Below are 24187 nucleotides of genomic sequence, written 5' to 3'. Positions count from 1 at the left end.
ATGGAAGAGAACGAATTGATACCTGTAGACAACAACAATGCAGTAGAGTACACTGACGACAACATCCGCCACTTGAGTGACATGGAACATGTACGCACACGCCCCGGTATGTATATCGGAAGGCTGGGCGACGGTGCACATGCCGAAGATGGAATCTATGTCCTCCTGAAAGAAGTAATTGACAACAGTATTGACGAGTTCAAAATGCAAGCCGGTAAGAAAATCGAGATTACCGTTGAAGAAAACCTTCGTGTCAGTGTACGCGACTACGGACGAGGCATCCCACAGGGAAAACTCATCGAGGCTGTCAGCATGCTGAATACCGGTGGTAAATACGACAGCAAGGCATTTAAGAAAAGTGTCGGACTGAATGGTGTCGGTGTGAAAGCCGTCAACGCTTTAAGCTCCCGTTTCGAGGTACGCAGTTACCGCGACGGCAAAGTGCGTATCGCCACTTTCTCAAAAGGAAACTTACTGACCGATGAGACAAAGAATACCGAAGAAGAAAACGGAACTTACATCTTCTTTGAACCGGATAATACACTATTTCTGAATTACTGTTTCAAGCCCGAATTTATTGAGACAATGCTACGTAACTACACGTATCTCAATACGGGGCTTGCTATCATCTATAACGGACACCGTATCTTGTCGCGCAACGGTCTGGTAGACCTTTTGAACGACAACATGACGGCAACCGGGCTTTACCCGATCATCCACCTGAAAGGGGAAGACATCGAAATCGCCTTCACGCATACCGGACAATACGGAGAAGAATATTATTCTTTCGTCAACGGTCAGCATACTACCCAAGGTGGTACGCATCAAAGTGCCTTCAAAGAACACATTGCCCGTACCATCAAAGAGTTCTTCAACAAGAACATGGACTACACCGATATCCGTAACGGATTGGTTGCCGCCATTGCCGTCAATGTGGAAGAACCGATCTTCGAAAGTCAGACGAAAACTAAACTGGGTTCTACCAATATGGTTCCCGGTGGCGTAACGGTCAATAAGTATGTAGGCGACTTTATCAAACAGGAAGTGGACAACTTCCTGCACAAGAATGCGGACATAGCCGAAGTAATTCAACAAAAGATACAAGAATCTGAAAAGGAGCGTAAAGCCATTGCAGGGGTAACGAAACTTGCCCGTGAACGTGCCAAGAAAGCCAACCTGCACAACCGCAAATTGCGTGACTGCCGCATACACCTCAACGACCCGAAAGGCAAAGGACTGGAGGAAGACTCCTGCATCTTTATCACCGAGGGAGACTCTGCAAGCGGTTCCATCACCAAAAGTCGTGATGTCAACACCCAAGCTGTATTCAGTCTCCGTGGTAAACCATTGAACTCTTTCGGACTGACCAAAAAAGTGGTTTACGAGAACGAGGAATTCAACCTGCTTCAAGCAGCCCTGAATATAGAAGATGGTATTGAAGGATTACGCTACAACAAAGTAATCGTAGCAACCGATGCCGATGTGGACGGTATGCACATCCGCCTGTTGCTGATTACTTTCTTCCTGCAATTCTTCCCTGATCTCATCAAGAAAGGACATGTATATATCCTGCAGACGCCTTTGTTCCGTGTACGCAACAAGAAAAAGACAAATTACTGCTACAGCGAGGAAGAACGCATCAATGCTATCAATGAACTAGGACCGAATCCAGAGATCACCCGATTTAAAGGTTTGGGAGAAATCTCACCGGATGAGTTCAAACATTTCATTGGTAAAGATATGCGTCTGGAGCAGGTGACACTGCGCAAAACGGATGCGGTAAAAGAACTACTCGAATTCTACATGGGCAAAAATACCATGGAACGACAGAACTTTATTATAGACAATCTGGTTATAGAAGAAGACTTGGCATCATGAGAAAAGCAATATTCCCGGGTACTTTCGACCCTTTCACCATCGGACATTACTCGGTAGTGGAACGTGCACTTACCTTTATGGACGAAATCGTGATAGGAATCGGTATCAATGAGAACAAGAATACCTACTTCCCCATTGAGAAAAGAGAAGAAATGATTCGGGAACTTTATAAAGACGAACCTCGCATCCAGGTGATGTCCTATGACTGTCTGACAATTGATTTTGCGCAGGAAGTAGAGGCCAGGTTCATTGTCCGCGGTATCCGTACGGTGAAGGATTTCGAGTATGAAGAGACCATTGCAGACATTAACCGCAAACTGGCAGGGATTGAAACCATCCTGCTCTTCACAGAACCGGAACTGACTTGCGTCAGCTCTACAATTGTACGCGAGTTATTAACCTATAATAAAGATATCAGCCAGTTTATTCCCAAAGGAATGAAAATGAGTGAATAACACTCGTTAGGGAATAGGCGATGAGTCAGAAAAGATGATGAAGAAACTAACGATTATACTATCCGTTTGCTTGTGGGCAGTTGCCATACAAGCCCAGAACTTCGGTTCCGAAGCCATGCGAAAGTTACAAATGGCAGAGTTTGCAATCTCCAATTTCTATGTGGACAAAGTAGATGAAGACAAGTTGGTAGAAGAAGCCATCATCAAAATGCTGGCACAACTTGATCCGCACTCTACTTATTCGGATGCAGAGGAAGTGAAGAAGATGAACGAACCACTTCAAGGTAACTTCGAGGGTATCGGAGTGCAATTCCAGATGATAGAAGACACCCTGTTGGTGGTGCAACCTGTCAGCAACGGACCTTCCGAGAAAGTCGGCATCCTTGCCGGTGACCGTATCGTTGCGGTCAATGACAGCGCCATTGCCGGAGTGAAAATGAGTACGGAAGATATTATGAAGCGCCTTCGTGGTCCGAAAGGTTCGAAAGTCAATCTAACAATCGTTCGTCGTGGCGTGCAAGACCCTTTATTGTTTACAGTGAAAAGAGACAAGATACCTATCCTTAGCCTCGATGCCTCCTATATGATTCAACCTAAAACGGGTTATATCCGCATCAACCGTTTTGGAGCAACCACTGCCGAAGAATTCAAAAAAGCAATGACAAGTCTTCAGAAGCAAGGTATGAAGGATATGATTCTCGACCTGCAAGGAAACGGAGGTGGTTATCTCAATGCAGCCATTGACCTTGCTAACGAATTCCTGGGACAAAAGGAGCTAATCGTATATACCGAAGGCCGGACTGCCAAACGCAGTGATTTCTATGCCAAAGGGAATGGAGATTTCCGTAATGGACGTCTTATCATTCTGGTGGATGAGTACACAGCCTCTGCCAGTGAAATCGTCAGTGGCGCAGTACAGGATTGGGACAGAGGAATTATTGTAGGACGCCGCTCTTTCGGCAAAGGATTGGTGCAACGTCCTATCGACCTGCCGGACGGTTCCATGATTCGTTTGACTATTGCACGCTATTATACTCCATCGGGTCGTTCCATCCAAAAACCGTACGACAGTACTGTTGATTACAACAAGGATTTGATAGAACGTTTCAACCACGGTGAACTGATGAATGCTGACAGTATTCATTTCCCGGATTCGCTGAAAGTACAAACCAAGAAACTCGGACGTACCGTCTATGGTGGAGGTGGTATCATGCCGGATTATTTCGTACCTATCGACACTACTCTTTATACGAATTATCACCGTAATCTGGTAGCCAAAGGAGCCGTGATTAAATTCACCATGCAGTTTATCGAAGGACACCGGAAAGAGTTGGCAAACAAATACAAGAAGTTCGAATCGTTTGATGAGAAATTCGTAGTCGATGATGACATGCTCGCCAATCTAAAAGAAATCGGAGAGAAAGAAGGAGTGAAGTTCAATGAAGAGCAATATCAGAAATCGCTCCCTCTTATCAAGACCCAGCTCAAAGCATTGATAGCCCGTGACCTTTGGGATATGAACGAATATTTCCGGGTAATGAATACCACGAATGAGAGTATACAAAAAGCACTGGAAATATTGAATTCGGATGAATATCAGAAGAAACTGAAATAGGGTATTCAATAAACAATCATAAAACATCGTCTTTCAGTTTGGTGGACATACATACTCATCATAGTGGACATATAGATACATGATGGTGAGTATATATATCCACCACTCTGTATCTATATGTCCACTAAGCGTTGTGTATCAACCCGTTAACTTTATTATTGAATATATTCGAATGTCACCGTACCGCGAATATCAGAAGAAGAGGCGGCAATGTATGCCTTGAATTTTCCAGGTTCTGCCACCCAAGTACGCTGTTTATCATCAAAGAATTGCAATGCTTCCGGTTTGATTGTAAACTTCACCTCTTTTTCTTCATTCGGAAGAAGTTGTACCTTCCGAAAATCTTTCAATTCCTTAACCGGACGCAGGACACTACACTCCTCATCACCAATGTATAGTTGGATAATCTCTTTCCCTGCTACTTTTCCTGTATTCTTAACCTTTACAGAAACATCTATACTGCCATCAGTATTCATTGTTTGAGCCGATATTACAGGTTTACTATACTCAAAGGTAGTATAACTCATGCCATAACCAAAAGGAAAAAGTGGCTGCACCTTCTTCGTATCATACCAACGATAGCCAACCAGAATATCTTCTTTATATTCTTGACGGATGCTATCGCCCGGATAACTGATTTCCCCAAAGAAATGAGCCGGACAATCCTCCAGTTTCACCGGATAAGAGAAAGGAAGTTTACCACTGGGAGTCACCTCTCCACTCAACACATCAGCCAGCGCCTCCCCACCAACAGAGCCTAAATACCACGACTGGACAATAGAAGGAATCTCCTTTACCCAAGGCATTTCCACCGCATTTCCGCTGACAATCACTGCTACCAGATTTTTATTTACCTTCAACAAGGCTTCTATCAACTCATTCTGCGCAAAAGGAAGTTCGTATGATAAACGGTCTCCACCCTCACAGTCCTGAAAATGATTCTTATTTAGTCCGCCTACAAAAATCACCAAATCCGAATTCATCGCCTTTTCCACCGCATCATTACGCAAAGAATCCACAGTAACCTGCGGAATAACATCCGCCCGTCCATACATCGGGCGACCGCTTGTGTAACCTTGTGCATAAACCACACCGTCACCAAATTTGGCCTTTATACCGTCCAGTGATGAAATCACTTTCTGAACTTTCAACTCTGAAGAGCCACCACCTAACATCAAATTACGGGTAGCATTATCTCCCACCACTAAAATACGTTTGTATTTTCCTTGAGGTACAGGCAATAAGGCAGGTTGTTTCTTACCGGTTCCATTTTTCAACAGGACAATACCCTCTGTTGCAATCTCATAAGCCGTACGATAGTGCTCTTCACTAGTCAGTGCCCCGAACGGTTTCCTGCGATTCATGGCTGTACGGAAAATCAGACGCAACACACGGGCAGCCTTATCATTCACTACTTCCATCGGAATCTTACCTTCCCGAACCATTTTCAGATAAGACTTACCCAAGTAATAATCGTCATAACCGAATTCCGATTCTGAAGTCAAACCATTCGTATAAGATCCCATTTCAATATCCAAGCCATACATGGCAGCTTCATAGGTATCATGCGCAGCTCCCCAATCTGTTATGACACAACCGTCGAAATTCCATTCTCCCTTCAATATATCATTATTCAGCAGTTTATGATGAGTAGCATGAGTTCCGCGCACCTTATTGTACGCTCCCATAATAGACCAAGCCTTCCCTCTTTCCACAGCAGCCTTAAAGGCAGGCAGATATATCTCATACAATGCACGGTCACTTAGCTGCACATCGATATGTCCCCGCCATAATTCCTGATTGTTCAGTGCGTAATGTTTTACGCAGGCGGCTACTCCATTCTTCTGCACTCCCTGAATATAAGGTACACAAAGCTCCGAGGCTAAATAAGGGTCTTCCCCCATATATTCAAAGTTACGCCCGTTGAGCGGAGTACGATAGATATTCACACCCGGTCCCAACAAAACATCCTTTTCACGATAACGGGCTTCTTCACCGATAGCATATCCATATTTCGCTGCTAATAGCGGATTCCAGCTAGCTGCCAGACAGGTCAGTGCAGGAAAGGCTGTGCAACTATCGTTCGTCCATCCGGCATATCCCCAATCATTCCAATTAATTTCGGCACGTACGCCGTGAGGTCCGTCACTCATCCAAAGTTCAGGAATACCCAAACGGGGACAGCCAGGGGAGCTAAACTTCCCTTGTGCATAACTAAGACGAGTTTTCTCCTCCACAGTCATACGGTTCAACGCATCCTGTACCCTAACCTCTATCGGTTGTGTATCATCCAGATACACCGGTGTTTGTTCTTTGTCTTGAGCAATCGCCACCATACCTGTCTGAACAGACAGGAAACATATAGTCAATAAAAATGTCTTCATTATTCCAATAATCATTTACAGTTTACAATTCCTCTGCCGAAATCTTTAGTACAGCTTGCCGAAGTCCCTCTGAAGTAGCCGTCAGCTTTGCTTTTCCCGGTTTTCCATCGTTCTGAATGACAACAAGGCATTTTCCATAAAATGCTTTCCTCTTTTCATCCTTAAAGCGTTCCATCGATACCGGGTTTCCGTTGTCTACCCCTGCGATAAAGCCATTACCTTGTACTGTGAAATTCACTAGATTGTCAGCATCAGGGCAAAGATTTCCTTTCTCATCCAACACCTCCACAGTGACAAAACACAAATCTTTTCCATCAGCAGTCAGAATAGAACGATCAGGAGTCAGACGAATCTCTGCGGGTTTTCCGGCTGTGCAGATTTCCTTTTCCGCCACTACCTTACCACTCTCTCGTGCAATGACCTTCACCGTTCCCGGTTCAAACTTCACACGCCAAGCTACATGCAGATTATCAAGGTCTTTACGCTTCACTCCTTGCGACTTTCCATTCACAAACAGTTCCACTTCATCAGCCTGATTATAGTAGCACCACATATCAATCTCCTGTCCCGGAGTCCAGTTCCAGTGCGGGAAAAGGTGCAACACCTGCTTATCCGTCCATTCCGACTGATACAAATAGTAGACATCTTTCGGGAAACCAGCCAGATCTACAATACCAAAGTACGAACTACGCGCAGGCCATCCGTAAGGAGTCGGTTCCCCGATATAATCAAATCCCGTCCATACATATTGCCCGCTGATAAAGTCGTTGTCCCTGACTAATTTCAAGCTTTCCTCATGAGTGTTTCCCCAAGGCACATGACAGTTTTCATAAGATGAACAGGCAAATGTGGAATCGGCAAAGGATTTGTCCCAACGCTTGGGCCAGATAAACATCCGGTCGCTGGGCATACGGTAATATCCGCGAGTCATCAACGCTGAATTGCTTTCAGTAATGATAAACGGCTTGTCCGGGAAATTAGCCGGAACATTGGGAATATCCTTGTTATGATAATTATAGCCAATCACATCCAGTACGCCGGAACGGAATAAATGATTGCCGGAATTCGGTTCATTGCATCCGGCAGTGACAGGACGGGTAGGATCAAGCCCTTTTACAAAGCTTACCAATTTTTTCGTCAGCAAAGAGTTGACACTCTCCTCTCCTTCTTTGGCTAACATTTCAGAAGAATGTCCGAAATTTAAGATCAGATTGGCCTCTTCCAGACTCAACGTATCCGCTTTGGCATCACTCCATTGTTCGAGGACTTCATTACCGATACTCCACATAAAGACAGAAGGATGATTACGGTCACGCAAAATAAAGTCATTCAAATCGCGCTCGTGCCATTCATTGAAGTAACGGGCATAATCATGTGCCGTTTTTTTCTTCCGCCACATATCAAAAGCCTCATCCATCACGATAAATCCCATACGGTCACAAAGATCAAGCAGTTCGGGTGCGGGAGGATTATGGGAACAACGTATGCCGTTACACCCCATTTCTTTCAGAATTTGCAAGTGCCGTTCAATGGCACGTGTGTTGACTGCCGCTCCCAAACAGCCCAGGTCATGATGCATACACACACCATTAATTTTTGTCTGCCTGCCATTCAACGTGAATCCTTTCCGGGCATCCAAACTAAATGTGCGAATACCGACAGGAGTAGTATACCTATCCATACATTCTTCGTTTCGCATCACTTTGGTAACCAGTGTATACAGATAAGGAGTATCAATATCCCACAGTTGAGGTTGCTTTACAGTCAGTTGCTGGGTAAAAACAACTTCCTTACCGGCTTCCGCTTCCCCACTCGACCGGGTTTCAGCAACTTCTCTGCCTTCAGCATCCTGCAAGGAAGAACAGACAGTAACATTTTCGTTCGTATCACTTTCATTCACAAGGGTAGTAGCGAGATTCAGTACAGCCTGTTTTTCGTCAACTGACGAGGTTGTTACATACGTTCCCCATCCACCCACATGTATTGGGCCGGTCTTGCTTAGCCACACATTCCGGTAAATGCCACAACCTGAATACCACCGTGAATTAGGTTGCTCCGCATTATCCACACGTACAGCCAGCACATTCGGTTCATCCCATTTCAGATAAGGAGTCAGGTCATAGCTGAAACTAATATATCCATAAGGACGTACTCCCAATGAAACACCATTGATAAATACCTCCGAGTTCATATATACTCCGTCAAACTCAATGCGAAATATCTTTCCTGCATCCGCTTTGTCTACACTAAAAGTTTTGCGATACCAACCGACTCCTCCCGGAAGTGCCCCTCCTCCTGTACCGGAAGGATTTTCCTGACTGAAGTCTCCTTCAATCGCCCAGTCGTGGGGCAAATCCAGTACACGCCAGTCATTGTCGGCAAAACCAGGTTGTGCCGCTTGCAGCCCGTCTCCCAAATGAAAACGCCAGTCTGCATTAAAGTCGGATCGCTCCCGCGGAGATACAAGGGAAGAACTGCTACATGCTCCTAATAACATCAGACAGCCTCCCAATGCCAGGCAGCTCCCCAGTATAAGGCAGCCCCCCAGCATCAAATATTTTAGTTTACCAATCATCATCAACGGATTATCATTCAGCTTACAGTTTCAATGTCTGCTCGCTGCCATTATACTTCACAGTCACCCCTTTCGCGTTCAAATCAAACGGTTGGGCTTTCTCCTTATTCACCGTAACTACCGTGAAAGTACGCTCCTTCAGCATACCCGGGAACTCCCCCTGACGCTCACCAATCACTAAAGTCTTGGTAGCCTCATCATACTTCATCGGTATCATGGCATACATCCCTTGTTCATAGTTATAATTCACACCTTCATCTTCGTATAACGTAAACTCCCCATCCGCTCCCTGATAAATATACAAACGGATGTGCTCCGCCGGTTTTTCATCCGTATACTGAATATCATCTCCGAACGGAATGATAGCGCCTGCACGCACATACAACGGAATACGCTCATAAGGAGCTTCTATTACTTTTCTCTCTCCTCCAGCCTGGAATTTGCCGGAATAGAAATCATACCAGCCCTCTGCTTGAGGGAAATAAATTTCACGACTGCGGTCACCATAGCGATAAACCGGAGATACCATAAACGAAGGACCGAACATAAACTGGTCACCAATATCATTCACTTCAGCATCCGCTGTGAAATCCATTACCAAGGGACGCATGATTGTATAATCATCAAACCAAGTCATACCTGCCAGCGAATAAATATACGGCATCATATTATAACGTAACTTAGTATAATATACAACCGACTGATAAGCAGGATGCCCTTCCGGCGCAATCTCCCATATTTCACGGAAAGGGTATTGTCCGTGTGCACGATATAAAGGAACAAACGCACCGAATTGATACCAGCGGGTATTCAGCTCACGCCATTCTTTATAATCAGCATTTTCCGTCTTTGTCGCGTTCCATTGTTTCTGTCCGGCCACATAACGATTCTCTACACAAAAACCGCCAATATCCATTGTCCAGTAAGGTATTCCACTCATGGCAAAATTCAATCCGGCAGAAATCTGTGCCTTCATGTCCTCCCAACGTGTACCGATATCCCCACTCCATGTAGCCGTGGAATAACGCTGTAATCCGGCAAATCCCGAACGGGTTAATAAGAACACCCGTTTGTTATTATCTACTCCGCGCTGACCGTCATAAATGGCTTCTGCATTCATCAGTGCATACGCATTGAAAAATTCCGTAGAGGAACCCAACGCTGTAGGTCCGCACAAAGCTTTCCGATATTCCAAGTCGGTACAGTCACGTACATTCGGTTCGCTGGCATCCATCCACCAAGCATCGATACCCAACGGATAATAGTGCTCATACATCTGTTTCCAGAACAGTTTCCGTGCATCGGGATCATACGCATCATAAAAACCATAATGGTAACCGGGACCTACCCAATCTTTCAAACTATCTTTAACAGACTGCTGATACATCCACCCATTCTCGTCGAACTCCTTGAAATGTTCGGTAGTAACATAAAACTTAGGCCATACCGAGATCATCATACGGGCATGCATAGCATGGATGGAATCAACCATTGCTTTCGGGTCCGGAAAACGAGCTTTATCAAACTCATGACTTCCCCAGGCATTCTCCGGCCAATGATTCCAATCCAGTACGATATTATCCAATGGGATTTTACGATCACGGAAACCTTTCAGTGCTCCCAACATTTCCTCCTGTGTATTATACTTCTCACGACTTTGCCAGAAACCCATTGCCCATTTCGGCATAACGGGAGACTTTCCGGTCAGCGAACGATAACCGCTAATCACGTCGTCCATATTCTCACCAGCCATAAAATAATAATCGAGCTGCTTGGTCATTTCACTCCACCACGACTGCTTCCCCTGTTCTTCCGGATTAACAGGTGTCAATGCACGCAGTCCGCAATAAGACTGTCCGCCATCAGGCTGCCACTCGATTTTCAACGGCACACGCTTTCCTGCTTCCAAATGAGCTGCAAACTTATAACTATTAGGATTCCATGCAGTCCGCCAACGTTCCGGCACTACCGGCTCATTGTTCAAATAGACCTTAACATATCCCGCATAATAAAGAATAAACTTGAACTCTCCCGTTTGAGCAGGTTCTATCTCTCCTTCATAAGTGACTTTAGCCCCCATTAACGGCAGTTTCTTCGGAAGATTCTCAATCGTTTTCAGATTCTCGAAATAGATGGAGTCTTCCCGGCGGACCAGAGTTTCTCCTTTTTTCGGCACATAAGTACCGGTTAGCGCCCCTTCCTGGCCTGTCTTATCATAAAGTTTAAAGATACGATTCAACTGGGAGTAATCATTCGGATTACCGAAACGACAGAAGGAATAACTATCCAGCAGTATACCATAGTTTTTATTCGAAACAACAAACGGAACAGAAACTTTCGTATTATACTGGAACAGTTCTTCGTTCTTACCCTTATAATTAAATTCATCCGCCTGATGCTGGCCTAATCCGTAAAACGCTTCATCTTCGGGAGATTCAAAAACCTGACAGACCGTATATCCTTTCGTTCCTTCCACTTCTATCGGAGTAAATGTCTTTCCTCCTCCCTTATTCTCCTGCAGGATTAACTCTCCGTTTTTATCCGTAAACCACACCTCTCCGGTACTAGCCAATACAGATGCTTTCACTTCTTCAGTAGACACTGTAATCGTATCGCCATTCTGCACGACGGCAAAAGATGTTTGTTTTTTCTGCGGAACAACAATCAGACTTTGCGGATCGGCAAACTTGCTGTCGGCAGTGGCAGAAACGTGAATTAACTTATCTCCCATCACCTGAAGGCGAACCAAACGGGGACCTCCTGTTTCTTTGTGTTGTACTTTGACTATCACACTATCACCTGTCTTCTCGTAGACCTTATTGGAACATGCTCCCAAAAGAAGTCCCGGCAACAGGCAATAGAAAATGTTTTTCATATTCATAATCATACCTACCTTTAGGGTTCAACAATATATTTTCTCATATCGCAAAAGTAAGTACTATAAATGAAAAGCTCCCCTTCTAATGTTTTATAGAAGGGGAACTTTTAAACAGTGACCGGACGATATGTTTTTTTCAGAGGTATCATTTGTTATTTCCCTTCTTTTTCCTGGTAAACGGAGGGTAAAACACCAAATTCATCCTTGAAATAACGGCTGAAATATTTAGGATTATTGAAGCCTACTTCGAAAGCTACTTCGGACACATGAAGCTGGCTTTCACGCAATAATTGCGCCGCCCGTTTCAAGCGAATCACGCGGATAAACTCAATAGGTGTCTTTCCTGTGATCTGAAGCAATTTCTTATACAGATGCACGCGGCTCATACCCAGTTCCCGGCTAAGTTCCTCTACCGAAAGTTCAGTACGTGACATATTATCCTCCACATATTTGATTGCTTTCTCTATCAACTTTTCATCCAGTGAAGTAATCACAATCTCGCTAGGTGCAGGATCAATCATTCCCTGGGTGACACGATGATAACGGCTTAGTTCTATCAGTTTACGGATACGCAACACAAGGATAGTCATATTGAACGGCTTCGTTACATAGTCGTCCGCTCCTGTCTGCAATCCCTCCAACTTCGCTTCGGTATTCTGCCGCGCTGTCAGCAAAATCACAGGGATATGCGCAGTACGCTTGTCCTGCTTAATCAGGCGACACAGCTCATTGCCGTCCATTTGGGGCATCATTACATCACTGATAACCAGATCGGGTAATTCTTCCTGCATCATCTCCCATGCTTCGTTACCATTCACAGCCAGTTTGACACGATACTGTAATTCCAGACTATAACGCATAAAGATACGGAAGTCTTCATTATCATCTACCACCAGCAGCAAAGGGGAATCCTTGCGTCCGGTCTCTTCCCTGACTTCCTCTTTCATTTCCCTATCTTCTTCATCCCCAACCGACATGCCCGTTTCTTCCGGTAACTGTACTTGTGTCTCCACATGTTTTACCGGGAACTGAATAACGAAAACAGACCCCGTCCCTATATTATCGAATACCTTCACTTCTCCTTCATGCAAAGTGACAAAGTCACGTACCAGGCTCAATCCGATACCATTTCCGGTAGTTTCCTCTACTCCTTTATGATCCGCCTGATAGAAACGGTCGAAGATATGTTCCTTGTCCACATCGCTAATTCCTATTCCGGTATCGGCAATCTTGATTTCCAGTGTATCAGGAGTTCCTGTCACATGCTCTATCATCACCGTCACACGTCCTCCTTCAGGAGTAAACTTAAAAGCATTGGAAAGCAGATTCATCACAATCTTCCCTACCTTGTCAGCATCAAAAGCCATCGAGAATGTATCTATACCCGAAAAGAAAGAGAATTGAATATGTTTCTTATCCGCCATCAACAGGAAAGAGTTGCAAACACTATGCACATACGAAATGATATCTCCTTCCGACAGAGACAACTGATGAGTACTCATCTCTCCTTTACGGAAATCGAGCAGTTGATTGACCAGATGTAACAACCGTTGCGCATTACGATACATCAATTGCAAACGTGTACTCTGCAATTCATCGGTCGTTTCTTTCAACATTCCCTCCAAAGGAGAAATAATCAAGGTAAGCGGTGTACGCAATTCATGGCTGACGTTCGTGAAGAAACGGAATTTCATATTATTGATTTCTTCATTCTTCGCCACCTCATTTTCTATCTGCTGAAGATGAAACTTCTCACGTTCACGTTTCAGCATCCGGTAGCGCGCCAGGAAAAGCACGACCACCAAACCGGCAGCATACAACAAATAAGCCCACCACGACATCCAGAAAGGAGGATTGACTACAATACCCAGCGTGGCTTCCTTTATGCCGACATAACCGTCGCTATTGATCGCTTTCACTCTCAAAACATACTTTCCTGGGGCAAGATTCGTAAAAGTCACATTGTGTACTCCTACTGGCAGGGTTAACCAGTCATTATTGAACCCTTCCAACTTATACATATATTGAGTTTTCTCCGGCAAATTATAGTTGTCCGAAGCAAAAGACACACTGAAAATATTCTGCTTATAATCGAACTCTACATTTTCTACATCGTTCAACTCTTTTTCTATCAACACTCTTCCGCCATACGACTGCCCCACTTTCACTGCCTCATCAAACAACGAAAGACCTGTAAACATCACATTAGGCAGCATTTTATTATAGCGTATATGATCCGGAGCAAAAATATTGACTCCATACAGGCCACCAATCGCAATGATTCCATTGTGTAACGTTTTGATTGAACGCTGGTTAAAATCACAGTTCTGCAATCCGTCCTCACTATTGTAAGCCCTGGAATCAAAAAGGTAACTCCCTTTTCCATCGGAAGCCACTGTTACCCGAATCACCTTCCTGCTGGTCGATACCCACATATTACGCTCCTGATCTTCCGTAATTGCCGCAATAAAATTTCCTTTGGCCTCTACAACAGGAAACAGATCCAGAAACATATGACGCCTCGTATCATACACATTCAATCCCTCACGGGTAGCAATCCATACCAATCCCCGGCTATCTTTATATACATGATTCACCGCATCGTTCGACAATTTCATACTATCGCTCTGGCCTTGAATCTTTTTTATTTCTCGAGTGCGCATATCCATCGTGCCTACTCCCTGACTGGCAGTTCCGAAAAACAATGTATTATCATCTACCCAACACAAAGAGGTTACATTATTCTCCAGCAGAGCCGAGTTGTTACTGGTATAAGTTTCAAAAGTACCGGATAACGGTTCCAAACATTGCAAACCGCCTCCCAAGGAAGCAATCCAGATTCTTCCCTTATCATCCTCCACCAATGCCCAGACATTATTACTCGCCAAAGCGTTTCCGGTACCTTCCTTATAAGAACGTACCTGGGAACCATTCATACAATACAATCCCCCATTGAATGTCCCTACCCATAATTTGCCGTCTTTCGATTTCAACATAGACACGACGGGATTCGGCAATTGTCCTTCGGCGTCTCTCCAGAAAGGTTCCGCCTTTCCTGTAGAGCGATTCCACAAAAGAATCCCATGGTCGTTCGTTCCGAGCCACAGTCTATCTTCATCCGCCTGTTCTATGCAAGTTATATCTCCCCATTCATACATATTGAACTTAAAGATGCTTTCACTATAATAAGATACCCCCTTCTTATAAGTACCTACCCACATGACACCATCCCTGTCAGCATATAAGTCATAAATTGTATTATGAGGCAAGCTCCGTCCATTGTCATCGTGGGCAACAAGAGAAGTCACTTTCCCCGTTTCTTTCTCAAGCACGTCTATGCCGTCATAATCCTTTCCAACCCAAATCCTGCCTTCTATATCCTGTGCCACCGCATGAATAATTACGTCCGGACGTGACGACCAGATACCGGTCAAATCTGTCCGCCAACTTTTTGTTCCGCAATCATACGCCCAGATTCCCATAAGACTGTATGCCCAGATGCAATTGTCTCTATCTACAAAAAGCGAAAGTTCTATCGTCTTTCCTCCCGGAATATATTTCTTAATTTCATCAGACTGCCATTTAATCGCCAATGTGGCACGATCCAGACAGACAAGCAGTCCCGTATTATAAATCAACAAGATTCCGTCACTACATTCCGCCATTTGTGTCACTCCATACTCCGGCAACGAATGTTCCGTATACGAAAAGAAGAGTCTCTTTCCACCCTCCTTGTAACGGTAACATCCTTCACCTGCCACACTAAGCCACGTATTCCCTTCCCGGTCTACAAAAACCTGTTCCGGAACTCCCCATGACTCCAGATTTTTCATAAATCCGGTAACATCAGTGATAAAGTAATCCCGCTCCTTATCAAATAATACATACCCCCGGGCGGTATTTATCCAAAACCGTCCGTCAGGCATTTCCACAATATCGGTAATGTAATTATCCGGTAAAGATCCCGGCTCATTCTCGGCATGCTGGTAGATCTTGAAAGTATATCCGTCATAGCGGTTCAGTCCGGTAGTCGTACCGAACCACATGAACCCATCACGATCTTTATAAATAGTATTCACAGAATTATTAGACAATCCGTCCGACACTTCCAGATGCTTGAACAAGTATGATTGTGCAGACACAATCCACGAAGCGAGAAGTAAAGCTAACAATAAAAGGCTCTTTCTTATCATGTTTTTCAGATTTGTACAAAGGAAATAAAATATTATCAAACAGCCAAGAAAAAGAGCCTACGGATTATTTGACAGAATAAACAGCAAGCGCATCCAACGAAGAAGCTAATGCAACCAAAGCAGCGTTCCAGTTAATGGCTACTTCATTGGAAGCATACGAATCTTCCGTATCTACATACGACTCATCCGGACTGGCAGTAGGATAAAAAGCCCCGTCCTGCTGTCCTGGGTTAGGTCCTCCAACAAGAAATCCGGGAATAGGGTCTTCTATGTCGTCCGAAGCCGAAAGGCGGTGATGAGGATGCTTCGGACTCTTCGTTCCAAGCCCTGTCACATAACAGAAACCCGTTGCATTTCGCCCCAATATATAATCCATGTTTCTATAGGCATTAGTCAAATAAACGTCTTTGCCAGTCTGGAGATAAGCGTACATCAACGATACACCCTGATTCATACATTTCTCCGCAAGGCATCCCCAAAAGAAATCTTTAGCATCATTACCATAAGGAGCGTGAAATGGGGTCTGTTCGGCTCCTTCTATGACTTTATCCGCATATTTCAAAAGTTCCGTTTTCAATGAATCGGCAAAACGACGGTCGGCTTCATTTAACTCTCTGCCTGGTTGAAGCCATGCAAATATACCTAATGCGAACGTGTTGCCCCATCCCGGAGCTGTGTATATTTGGGGAGCCTTTTTTATTGCTTCTTCCCGGTATATCTCTTTTCCGGTTGAGAAATAGAGTTCGCTAGCCGCCCAGAAAAATTCATCGTCTGCATGTGTGTCACCATATTCTCCGGTAGCTATTGCCGGTTGATACTTCTGATTGAGCAGATTCTGATTATAATAGGCTTCCGGATGCTTTTCCGCCCAGGCATAAGCCTTCTCCGCTGCCAGTAGAGCACGTTTGGAGAATCCCGGATAATCTTCTTCATAAGAGGCAAACAGACGGGAGGACTGTGCCATGACTGCTGCAAAATCTAAAGCGGCAGTGACTGATTTCTGCACGACATAACGTTGTTGTTTACAGTCCACAGGTTTCACAAAACCTTCAAAAAAGGGGGTGGTCAGTTTATGATATACTCCTCCATCTTCGGGATCTTGCATTGTTAACATCCAATCCAAGTTAAATTGCATTTCGTCCAGTAAGTCGGGGGTATGGTTATTGCTCTCCGGGATATTTATCTTTTGCCGGGAGAAGTAATCCAGAAACAGCTGATAAATAGACTGCATCAAACCTATTGAATAACCGGAATTCACAATATACTTATTATAATCGCCGGCATCATACCAACCTTTGGAAGAAGAGACAATTGTTCCCGCAGGACGATCGGGGGAAGCAGCGCTGGGATGTATCAATACATGATTATCCGGATGCCCGGCCATTCTGTGCCACTGCCCTGCATATTGTTCTTCAATCGGCATTGCGGTACGCTGATAATAAAAAGACTTCAAAGCCGCGTCAGCCAGAGGAGATAATACACTGTCTTTTATTAGGAAAGTAACCGATGCTCCGTTCACCTTCAGTATATATTTTCCCGGAGTTGTTACAGCACTAAAATCCAGTGTTGTTCTTGTTTTATCCGACCATGCTGACTTTGCTGTATATAAAGATTTCCCGACAAACACTTGTTCACCGGAAACAGCATCCCATATTACAAACTCTTCAACTTTTCCGCTGTCTACTACAGCTATTTTCTCTTGATTGGGATAATAACCCAGTTGATTCAATCGGATAGCATCGTTTGGTATCACACTTGTTGAAGGAGTGCACGCAACCGCCAACCCACTCAATATCCCAAACAGAGCAATGTATCTTACTATTTTCATACAGTTACTAAAAAAGTAGGAGAAGGTAAACGGTTCGTTCTACCCTCTCCTATTTCATTCAAATCATTATTTTCTCACGATGCGGAAGTTATCGAAATAAACTTCAATAGTAGCTTGACTACTACCAGGGTTCGTTGCATATACGCCTATATGAGTAGAGTTCCTATTTAAAAAGTCTTGATATGTAGCATCTGCAACAACAGAAGATAAAGATACGGAACATTGCATCCACTTTCCAGTCTCTGTCTTTCCTGTAAAAGAACTCACTGGGACATACCCATTTAATGCAGCATCAAAGTTTTCACACATTGCGATTTGGAAAACAGGTCCGGTAAATACTTCTTTCACAAAACATTCAAACTGTAATTTCAAATCATCAATCGGTATATTTCCTGGAATGATGCTTGTATTTACCCATTGAGCGTTGGAATAACTTTGTTTCCACCAATAATTGGATGCACTCACTGTTCCGGTAATGCCTAGACAAGTTCCATTAGAAACATAAGGAGCTGACGAGCCATCTGCTACTACAAAACTGCAATCACCCCAAACATGACTACCGATTCCATCGTAATTCAATATCACATTTTCTAGAGGATAGAATATTTCTGCAGATTCTACCGTTCCTCCAATCGCAGTCACAGAAATATGGCCGGACTGGGTAGGAGCCTGTGGCAATACAAAACTAATCTCATCAAAAGTGTTTGAGGTTGTGATGTCCCCCACTGGAATGTCGAACTCACCGTTAATATTCACACGTGATACCTCAATAAAATTCTGTCCAGTAATAGTAACCGTGCTTCCTACGACTGGCATTGTCGAACTGACAGCAGTAACAACCGGTTTTGGACCATTCTTCTTAAACTCTGTAACCGCACTGCTCGTATAGCACTCTACCACAAGATATCCCTCTTCAAGCAGATTTGCCGGAGCTGTTAGCGTAATTTGACTATATTTGTTATTTACTTCATAATTTGTTATCTCCTGAACATCAACAGGGCGTGTCCCATCCTTTGCCGGTTGTTCAGTAGAAAGATAAACAGCCTGTACCTCATAGAAGTTACCACCGATCACAGTCATCTGGTCTCCCGGCTTTATAGGATAGGTTGCGGAAATACGGGTGATGTAAGGTGCAGGCGAAAGCACGTGCATATTGTAAGCTGCTACTCCATGCTCTGTTTCTATGCGAATTTCACCTTTCAACTCAGGATTTTGTCCTGTCAGTTCCAATTCATTAGGAACCGTTAATATGATACTTGTAGAAGTTACATAATTCCTGTTGAAACTAACCTCCTGATCATTGATATACACCTTTTGTGTTCCACCCAAATGTTCTCCGACTACAACAATCATTGTTCCCGGATTTACATCAGTAAAAGTACTATCAGCTTTAGCCGGATCTGTTACTCTTATATAATGAATTACCGGTATAGCATCATCGTCGTCATTCTGGCAAGAGACAACAGCCAAAAAGGGCAGGACTAACAACCCTATCAAGAACAATCTCGTATCTAAATATTTATATATTGATTTCATAAATTCTTCTGATTTATTCGTTAAATGTATAAGGAACCGGTGGTTCGTTCAATAACGGATTCTGGATGACATCAGATTCCGGATAAGGCAAGAAAATATCCTCTGCTTCAATATTGATAGTAAACTCCGGAGCTGTGTAATACTCAGGACCTTCAAGGAACGTAGTTCCATCCGTGTCATACTTCCCAAAATGCAATTTTCCGTCCTCATCTTTGATGATAGCATCCGTCCGGTACCCCCGCCACTGATTATTAAAGTAGTTAAGCATCTTGTCCGGTAAATAACGGAACCAAGTTACCATATCATACCAGTTTGAATATTCCATACCGAACTCAACACGGCGTTCGCGGATAATGTCATCCAACGTGATGGAAGACTTTTTATTAATCTTTGCACGCTCACGTACACGGTTGAAGAAGTAAAGACCACGACCGTCACTCAACGTAGAATTGTTACCCAGACAAGCTTCCGCATACGTCAAGTAGACATCTGCTAAACGCAAAATATAAGTATTAAGTGGCGAATTCATTTGTTTCACCTTACCGTCGTTATCGTCATCCGGCCCTCCCGGAACACCTTTTTTAATAGGAGAAGCAGTACCCTTATAAGTATAGCCACCATCTTTAATGCAAATATAAGAGTAATAAGAACCCTTGGTAAAAAAGGTAGCGTTCCTACGCAACGTATCTGCCAACTCGTATTGCTGAAGCATATCAATACTTCCATTATAGCTACTCCAACAATTGACACCACCCGTCACCTCGGTCGAGAATGCCAAATCAGACAAGAGGGTATTACATTCATACCACTCCCCCAACGGCACCCACTGCATAGCGAGCAGGGATTCCTGATTGTTATTGTTCTTATACTTGAAGAGATCTTCGTAGTTTGTCATCAAGTCCAACCCACTATTCTCACACACATCACTGGCATATTGACGGGCAAGTTCTAAATCACCTTCATCACGCGTACCACCATTGTTCCAGCCCGAACGTGCCAGATAAACCTTTGCCAATATCCCTTTTGCCGCCCACGATGTAGCCCGTCCTTTATCACTCTGCTCCGACAAATTATCGACGGCGTAATTCAAATCATTAATAATAAACTGAAATACATCTTCTTCACGATTGAGCGGACGAACGGGATTGTCAACCAACTTCTGGTTATCTTCAATGAGAATCACCGGGCCCCAAATGCGCAACATATAGAAGTATGCACATGCACGCATCAACCGGGCTTCTGCAATTGCCTTTGTCTTGGCAGCTTCGCTCACACTACCCTGTGTCTGCGTCTCTACCGCATTGATTACAGAGTTCGCCATCGTTACTACCGAGTAGAATCCACTCCATGCACCCGACAGATTTTCATCCAAAGCTGTCACTTGGAAAGTAACAAACTGCGGATAATTCCAGGGACTGTACATATCATTGGCACGCCCGCTACCGATAGGAACGATGGAACGTTGATTGTAATCAAACCATGCCCGATTGTAAAGCGGAGCGGTGGCTGCTTCTAACGCTTCGTCAGAAGTATAAAATGTAGCGTCTACATAGTTTCCTTCCGGTGCTCTATCCAGAAAACTGTCACTGCATGCTGCAAACAGCAGGGCGGTAGTTGCTATTACTAATAATTTACTTTTCATAAATATTCTCATTATTTGTCAGGTTAGAAACTAAGGTTAAGTCCGAAAGTATAAATCCGTTGTGAAGGATAACGGGCATTATCGATACCACGCGTCAGCACATCATAATTGTAAGCACCCACTTCAGGATCATATCCTTTGTACTTTGTAAAAGTGAATGCATTCTGGATATTCATATACACCCGTAGATTGTCAATATTGAGCTTACTTATCCACTTTTTAGGGAAAGTATAACCTAACGAGATATTCTTGATACGAAGATATGAACCGTCTTCTACAAAGCGGCTGCTCATACGGTTATTATCGTTAGCATTGGCAGCAGTGATGCGCTGTACTTGTGCCGAACCGGCATTCGAGACATAGACATTGGAAAGCGTAGTCGGTTGTGATGGATCGATCAGTTCCACACGGGCGATATTAACAGCTTCTTTCAACATTCCACTGTTGTTCATCGGATTGGTAAATTCTTTACGTAGCATATTCACCACTTTATTACCGTATACACCATTGATGAAAATATTCAGATCAAAGCCTTTATAAGAAAACGAGTTGTTAAAACCGTAAGAGAACTTCGGTTCGGGATTACCTAAATAGGTACGGTCTTTCTCATCAATAACGCCATTGTCGTCAATATCCTCATAAATATAGTCTCCTACCCATATCTCACTTTCAGAGATATTCTTTCCTTTTGGAATAGCCACTTTCACACGCTCACCATTTTTATCGAGAATATAATTACCGTAAGAATCCCGCTTGTAAAAGTCATCCTCCTTCGTAAACATGCCTATCACGTTATATCCGTAAAACTGTCCTATTGGCTGTCCCACCTCCGAGTAGGTGTAAGTCTCACTGTTGATAGTACCGGAAAGTCCTGCTGTCTCTGTGTAAAGCTTTGTAATCTCATTCCTATTAAATGAAATAGTCAGTCCTGATCTCCACATGAAATCATTTTTATTGATATTAACCGTATTCAACGTGAATTCCAGACCTTTATTGGTCATAGCACCCGCATTTACCCACGGTGAGGAAATAACACCGTTAACATAAGAAGGAAGAGATGCTTTCATTAACAGATTATCTGTGTTTTTGTAATATCCGTCAATAATCAGTTCTACCCGGTTACCAAAAAGATTAATGTCTAGTCCGGCATTCCATGCTTCAGTCTCTTCCCATTTCAAGTTTTCGTTTCCATAGTTCTCCGCATAATATCCGCTTCCCCAAATAGTTGCCACAGTTCTCATCTTTACACCATAAGCATAGTTTTCTGCCGCTTGATTACCAACCAATCCCCAACCCAGACGTAACTTCAAATTATCCAACCAAGAGACGTTCTTCAGGAATTTCTCATTCTTCAACTTCCATGCAAGAGCTGCCGATGGAAATATTCCCCAACGATTGTTCGGAGCAAACGTAGAAGAACCGTCACCACGTACAGTAAGTGTCAACAAATAACGGTCATCAAATCCGTAGTTAACACGACCGAAGTAAGATTCGATAGCAGAAGAACCTTTGGAACTACTATTCTTTGCGGTAAGTGAGCTACCCGCGTCCAGTTCGTGAACAGAGTTGAGAAAATAGTCACTCCGGGTGCCGGAAAGTGATTCCCAATTATTCTCCTGCGCTTCATGTCCCGCCATGGCAGTAATTTGATGTCGACCGAAAGTATTAGTATAAGTTAGATAAGTCTTTAATGTCCAGTTACTACCATTGCTGGCACTACGACTACCTAATGACTCTTGGGTATAAAGACCATAGTCATAAGACGGAGTATACTGATAATTGTTGTTATAATAATAATTGCCTGCATACTCAGCTCTGAACACTAATCCCTTGTAAAGTGTAATATCAGCAAAGAAATCCACATAGAGTTGTAATCCCTTTTCGTAGTTCTCACGCATCAGCGCTTCTGCTACCGGATTCGTAAAGTAAGTACCATACATGTTTTCTGACTGCATTCCCCATGAACCGTCAGGATTCTTCGCCGGTACTTCGGGCAACTGCTGTATCGCCGTGCGGATGATATTACCATTGTCGATCGTATTGTTCTGCTGCGTCTTGGCAACAGAAGCACGCAACCCGGTAGAGAGCCAGTTCGTTATCTTATTATCCATATTGACACGGGCAGAGAAACGTTCGAAGCTAGAACCGATACCGATACCATCCTGACTCAAATAACCACCCGAAAGTGAATAAGTAGTTCCCTCATTTCCTCCGGAGATATTGATCTGATGATTGTGCATAGATGCATTGCGGAAAATCTCATCCTGCCAGTTCGTCCCTTCTCCCAGTAAGCTGGGATCTTTAAACTCCTCACGGTCACCAAAGCCCAGTACTTGAGCGCGTAGATTTTGATATTCCGCATATTCGCGCAGATTTAAAACATCCAACTTCTTTGGTAATTGCTGCAAGCCATAATATCCTTCGTAAGAAACTTTTGTCTTACTGGCTTTACCCTGATTAGTGGTAATCAGTACCACACCATTGGAAGCTCTCGAACCATAAATAGCTGTAGCCGAAGCATCTTTCAGAATTTCCATAGAAACGATGTCCGAAGGGTTAATGGAAGACAGTACACTGGAGTTACCGTCCGTATTACCGGAAATCGCTACACCATCAATCACATACAGAGGTTCGTTACCATTCAAGGAATTGATACCACGAATACTCACAGAGATACCTCCACCCGGGGCTCCCGAATTTTGTGTAACGGAAACACCCGCTGCACGCCCCTGCAAAGCTTGGTCTAAAGAAGTAACAACAGACTTTTTCAGTTCATCTCCGGTCACGGAAACAACTGAACCTGTCAAGTCACTTCGTTTCATGGTTCCATAGCCGACAACTACCACCTCATCCAACGTTTTAGTATCTTCTTTCAGAACTACGTTAATGACAGGTTTTGTTGCAACAACCTGCTGTTCCATAAAGCCGATGTAGGAGAAGACCAGCGTCTGTCCGGTAGATACATTCAGCGTATACTTACCGTTCAAGTCTGTAATAGTTCCTGTCGACGTACCTTTCACTTGTACGCTTACCCCAATCAACGGTTCTCCGTCAGTCGCGGAAGTTACTATTCCGGACACCTTTAAGTTCTGTGAAGGAGCAGCCTCCAATATCGTTATTGGCAACCAAAGTAATATTGCCAACGCAAGACAGTACCAATGTACAAATGTACATTTTCCAAGAAAGTGTTTATTCATTGTACC

The 24187-nt window shown here is 43.8% G+C and carries 11 protein-coding genes; 3 read left to right on the top strand and 8 right to left on the bottom strand.

The features are described from left to right. From KSX81_RS12830 to KSX81_RS12820, 3 genes are read left to right on the top strand one after another with little or no spacing between them, the layout of a single operon-like run. Positions 1 to 1878, top strand: a complete 1878-nt coding sequence (locus tag KSX81_RS12830) for a DNA topoisomerase IV subunit B (RefSeq protein WP_004298424.1) — start codon at positions 1 to 3, stop codon at positions 1876 to 1878. Further along, positions 1875 to 2333, top strand: a complete 459-nt coding sequence (coaD, locus tag KSX81_RS12825) for a pantetheine-phosphate adenylyltransferase (protein ID WP_004298426.1) — start codon at positions 1875 to 1877, stop codon at positions 2331 to 2333. The genes KSX81_RS12830 and coaD overlap by 4 nt, the downstream gene beginning before the upstream one ends. 37 nt (positions 2334 to 2370) lie before the next feature. Continuing rightward, on the top strand, positions 2371 to 3948 hold the full coding sequence (locus KSX81_RS12820) for a S41 family peptidase (protein WP_004322984.1): 1578 nt from the start codon (positions 2371 to 2373) through the stop codon (positions 3946 to 3948). Between the two features lie 155 nt (positions 3949 to 4103). Here the strand turns inward: KSX81_RS12820 and KSX81_RS12815 are convergent, their stop codons facing one another. The 8 genes from KSX81_RS12815 to KSX81_RS12780 form a co-directional block, all read right to left on the bottom strand. After that, entirely contained in the window at positions 4104 to 6332 is a 2229-nt protein-coding gene (locus tag KSX81_RS12815) for a glycoside hydrolase family 3 C-terminal domain-containing protein (protein WP_004322983.1), read from the bottom strand. Between the two features lie 22 nt (positions 6333 to 6354). Next, entirely contained in the window at positions 6355 to 8910 is a 2556-nt protein-coding gene (locus KSX81_RS12810; protein ID WP_004298430.1) for a beta-galactosidase BoGH2A, read from the bottom strand. Positions 8911 to 8929: 19 nt separating this feature from the next. Next, positions 8930 to 11794 carry an alpha-xylosidase BoGH31A gene (locus tag KSX81_RS12805; RefSeq protein ID WP_004298432.1) on the bottom strand — a complete coding sequence of 955 codons (2865 nt, stop codon included), beginning with the start codon at positions 11792 to 11794 and terminating at the stop codon, positions 8930 to 8932. Between the two features lie 143 nt (positions 11795 to 11937). Beyond that, positions 11938 to 15978: a two-component regulator propeller domain-containing protein gene (locus tag KSX81_RS12800; protein ID WP_004298434.1), complete on the bottom strand. Its 4041-nt coding sequence runs from the start codon at positions 15976 to 15978 to the stop codon at positions 11938 to 11940. A gap of 64 nt (positions 15979 to 16042) precedes the next feature. Then, the gene (locus KSX81_RS12795; RefSeq protein WP_004298437.1) at positions 16043 to 17806 is read right to left on the bottom strand and encodes a glycoside hydrolase family 9 protein; all 1764 of its coding nucleotides are present in this window, start codon (positions 17804 to 17806) and stop codon (positions 16043 to 16045) included. 66 nt (positions 17807 to 17872) lie between these two features. Then, positions 17873 to 19342, bottom strand: coding sequence for a glycan-binding surface protein (locus KSX81_RS12790; RefSeq protein ID WP_004298439.1), 1470 nt, complete (start codon positions 19340 to 19342; stop codon positions 17873 to 17875). Between the two features lie 13 nt (positions 19343 to 19355). After that, positions 19356 to 20984, bottom strand: coding sequence for a RagB/SusD family nutrient uptake outer membrane protein (locus KSX81_RS12785; protein ID WP_004322979.1), 1629 nt, complete (start codon positions 20982 to 20984; stop codon positions 19356 to 19358). Between the two features lie 23 nt (positions 20985 to 21007). Next, on the bottom strand, positions 21008 to 24181 hold the full coding sequence (locus KSX81_RS12780) for a SusC/RagA family TonB-linked outer membrane protein (protein WP_004298443.1): 3174 nt from the start codon (positions 24179 to 24181) through the stop codon (positions 21008 to 21010). Positions 24182 to 24187 lie beyond the last annotated feature (6 nt).

It is taken from the genome of Bacteroides sp. MSK.18.37 (genome assembly GCF_019129155.2).
Taxonomy (GTDB): domain Bacteria; phylum Bacteroidota; class Bacteroidia; order Bacteroidales; family Bacteroidaceae; genus Bacteroides; species Bacteroides ovatus.
The sequence above is the reverse complement of the archived record's forward strand: the minus strand, read 5'-3'. Positions and strand labels throughout refer to the sequence as shown.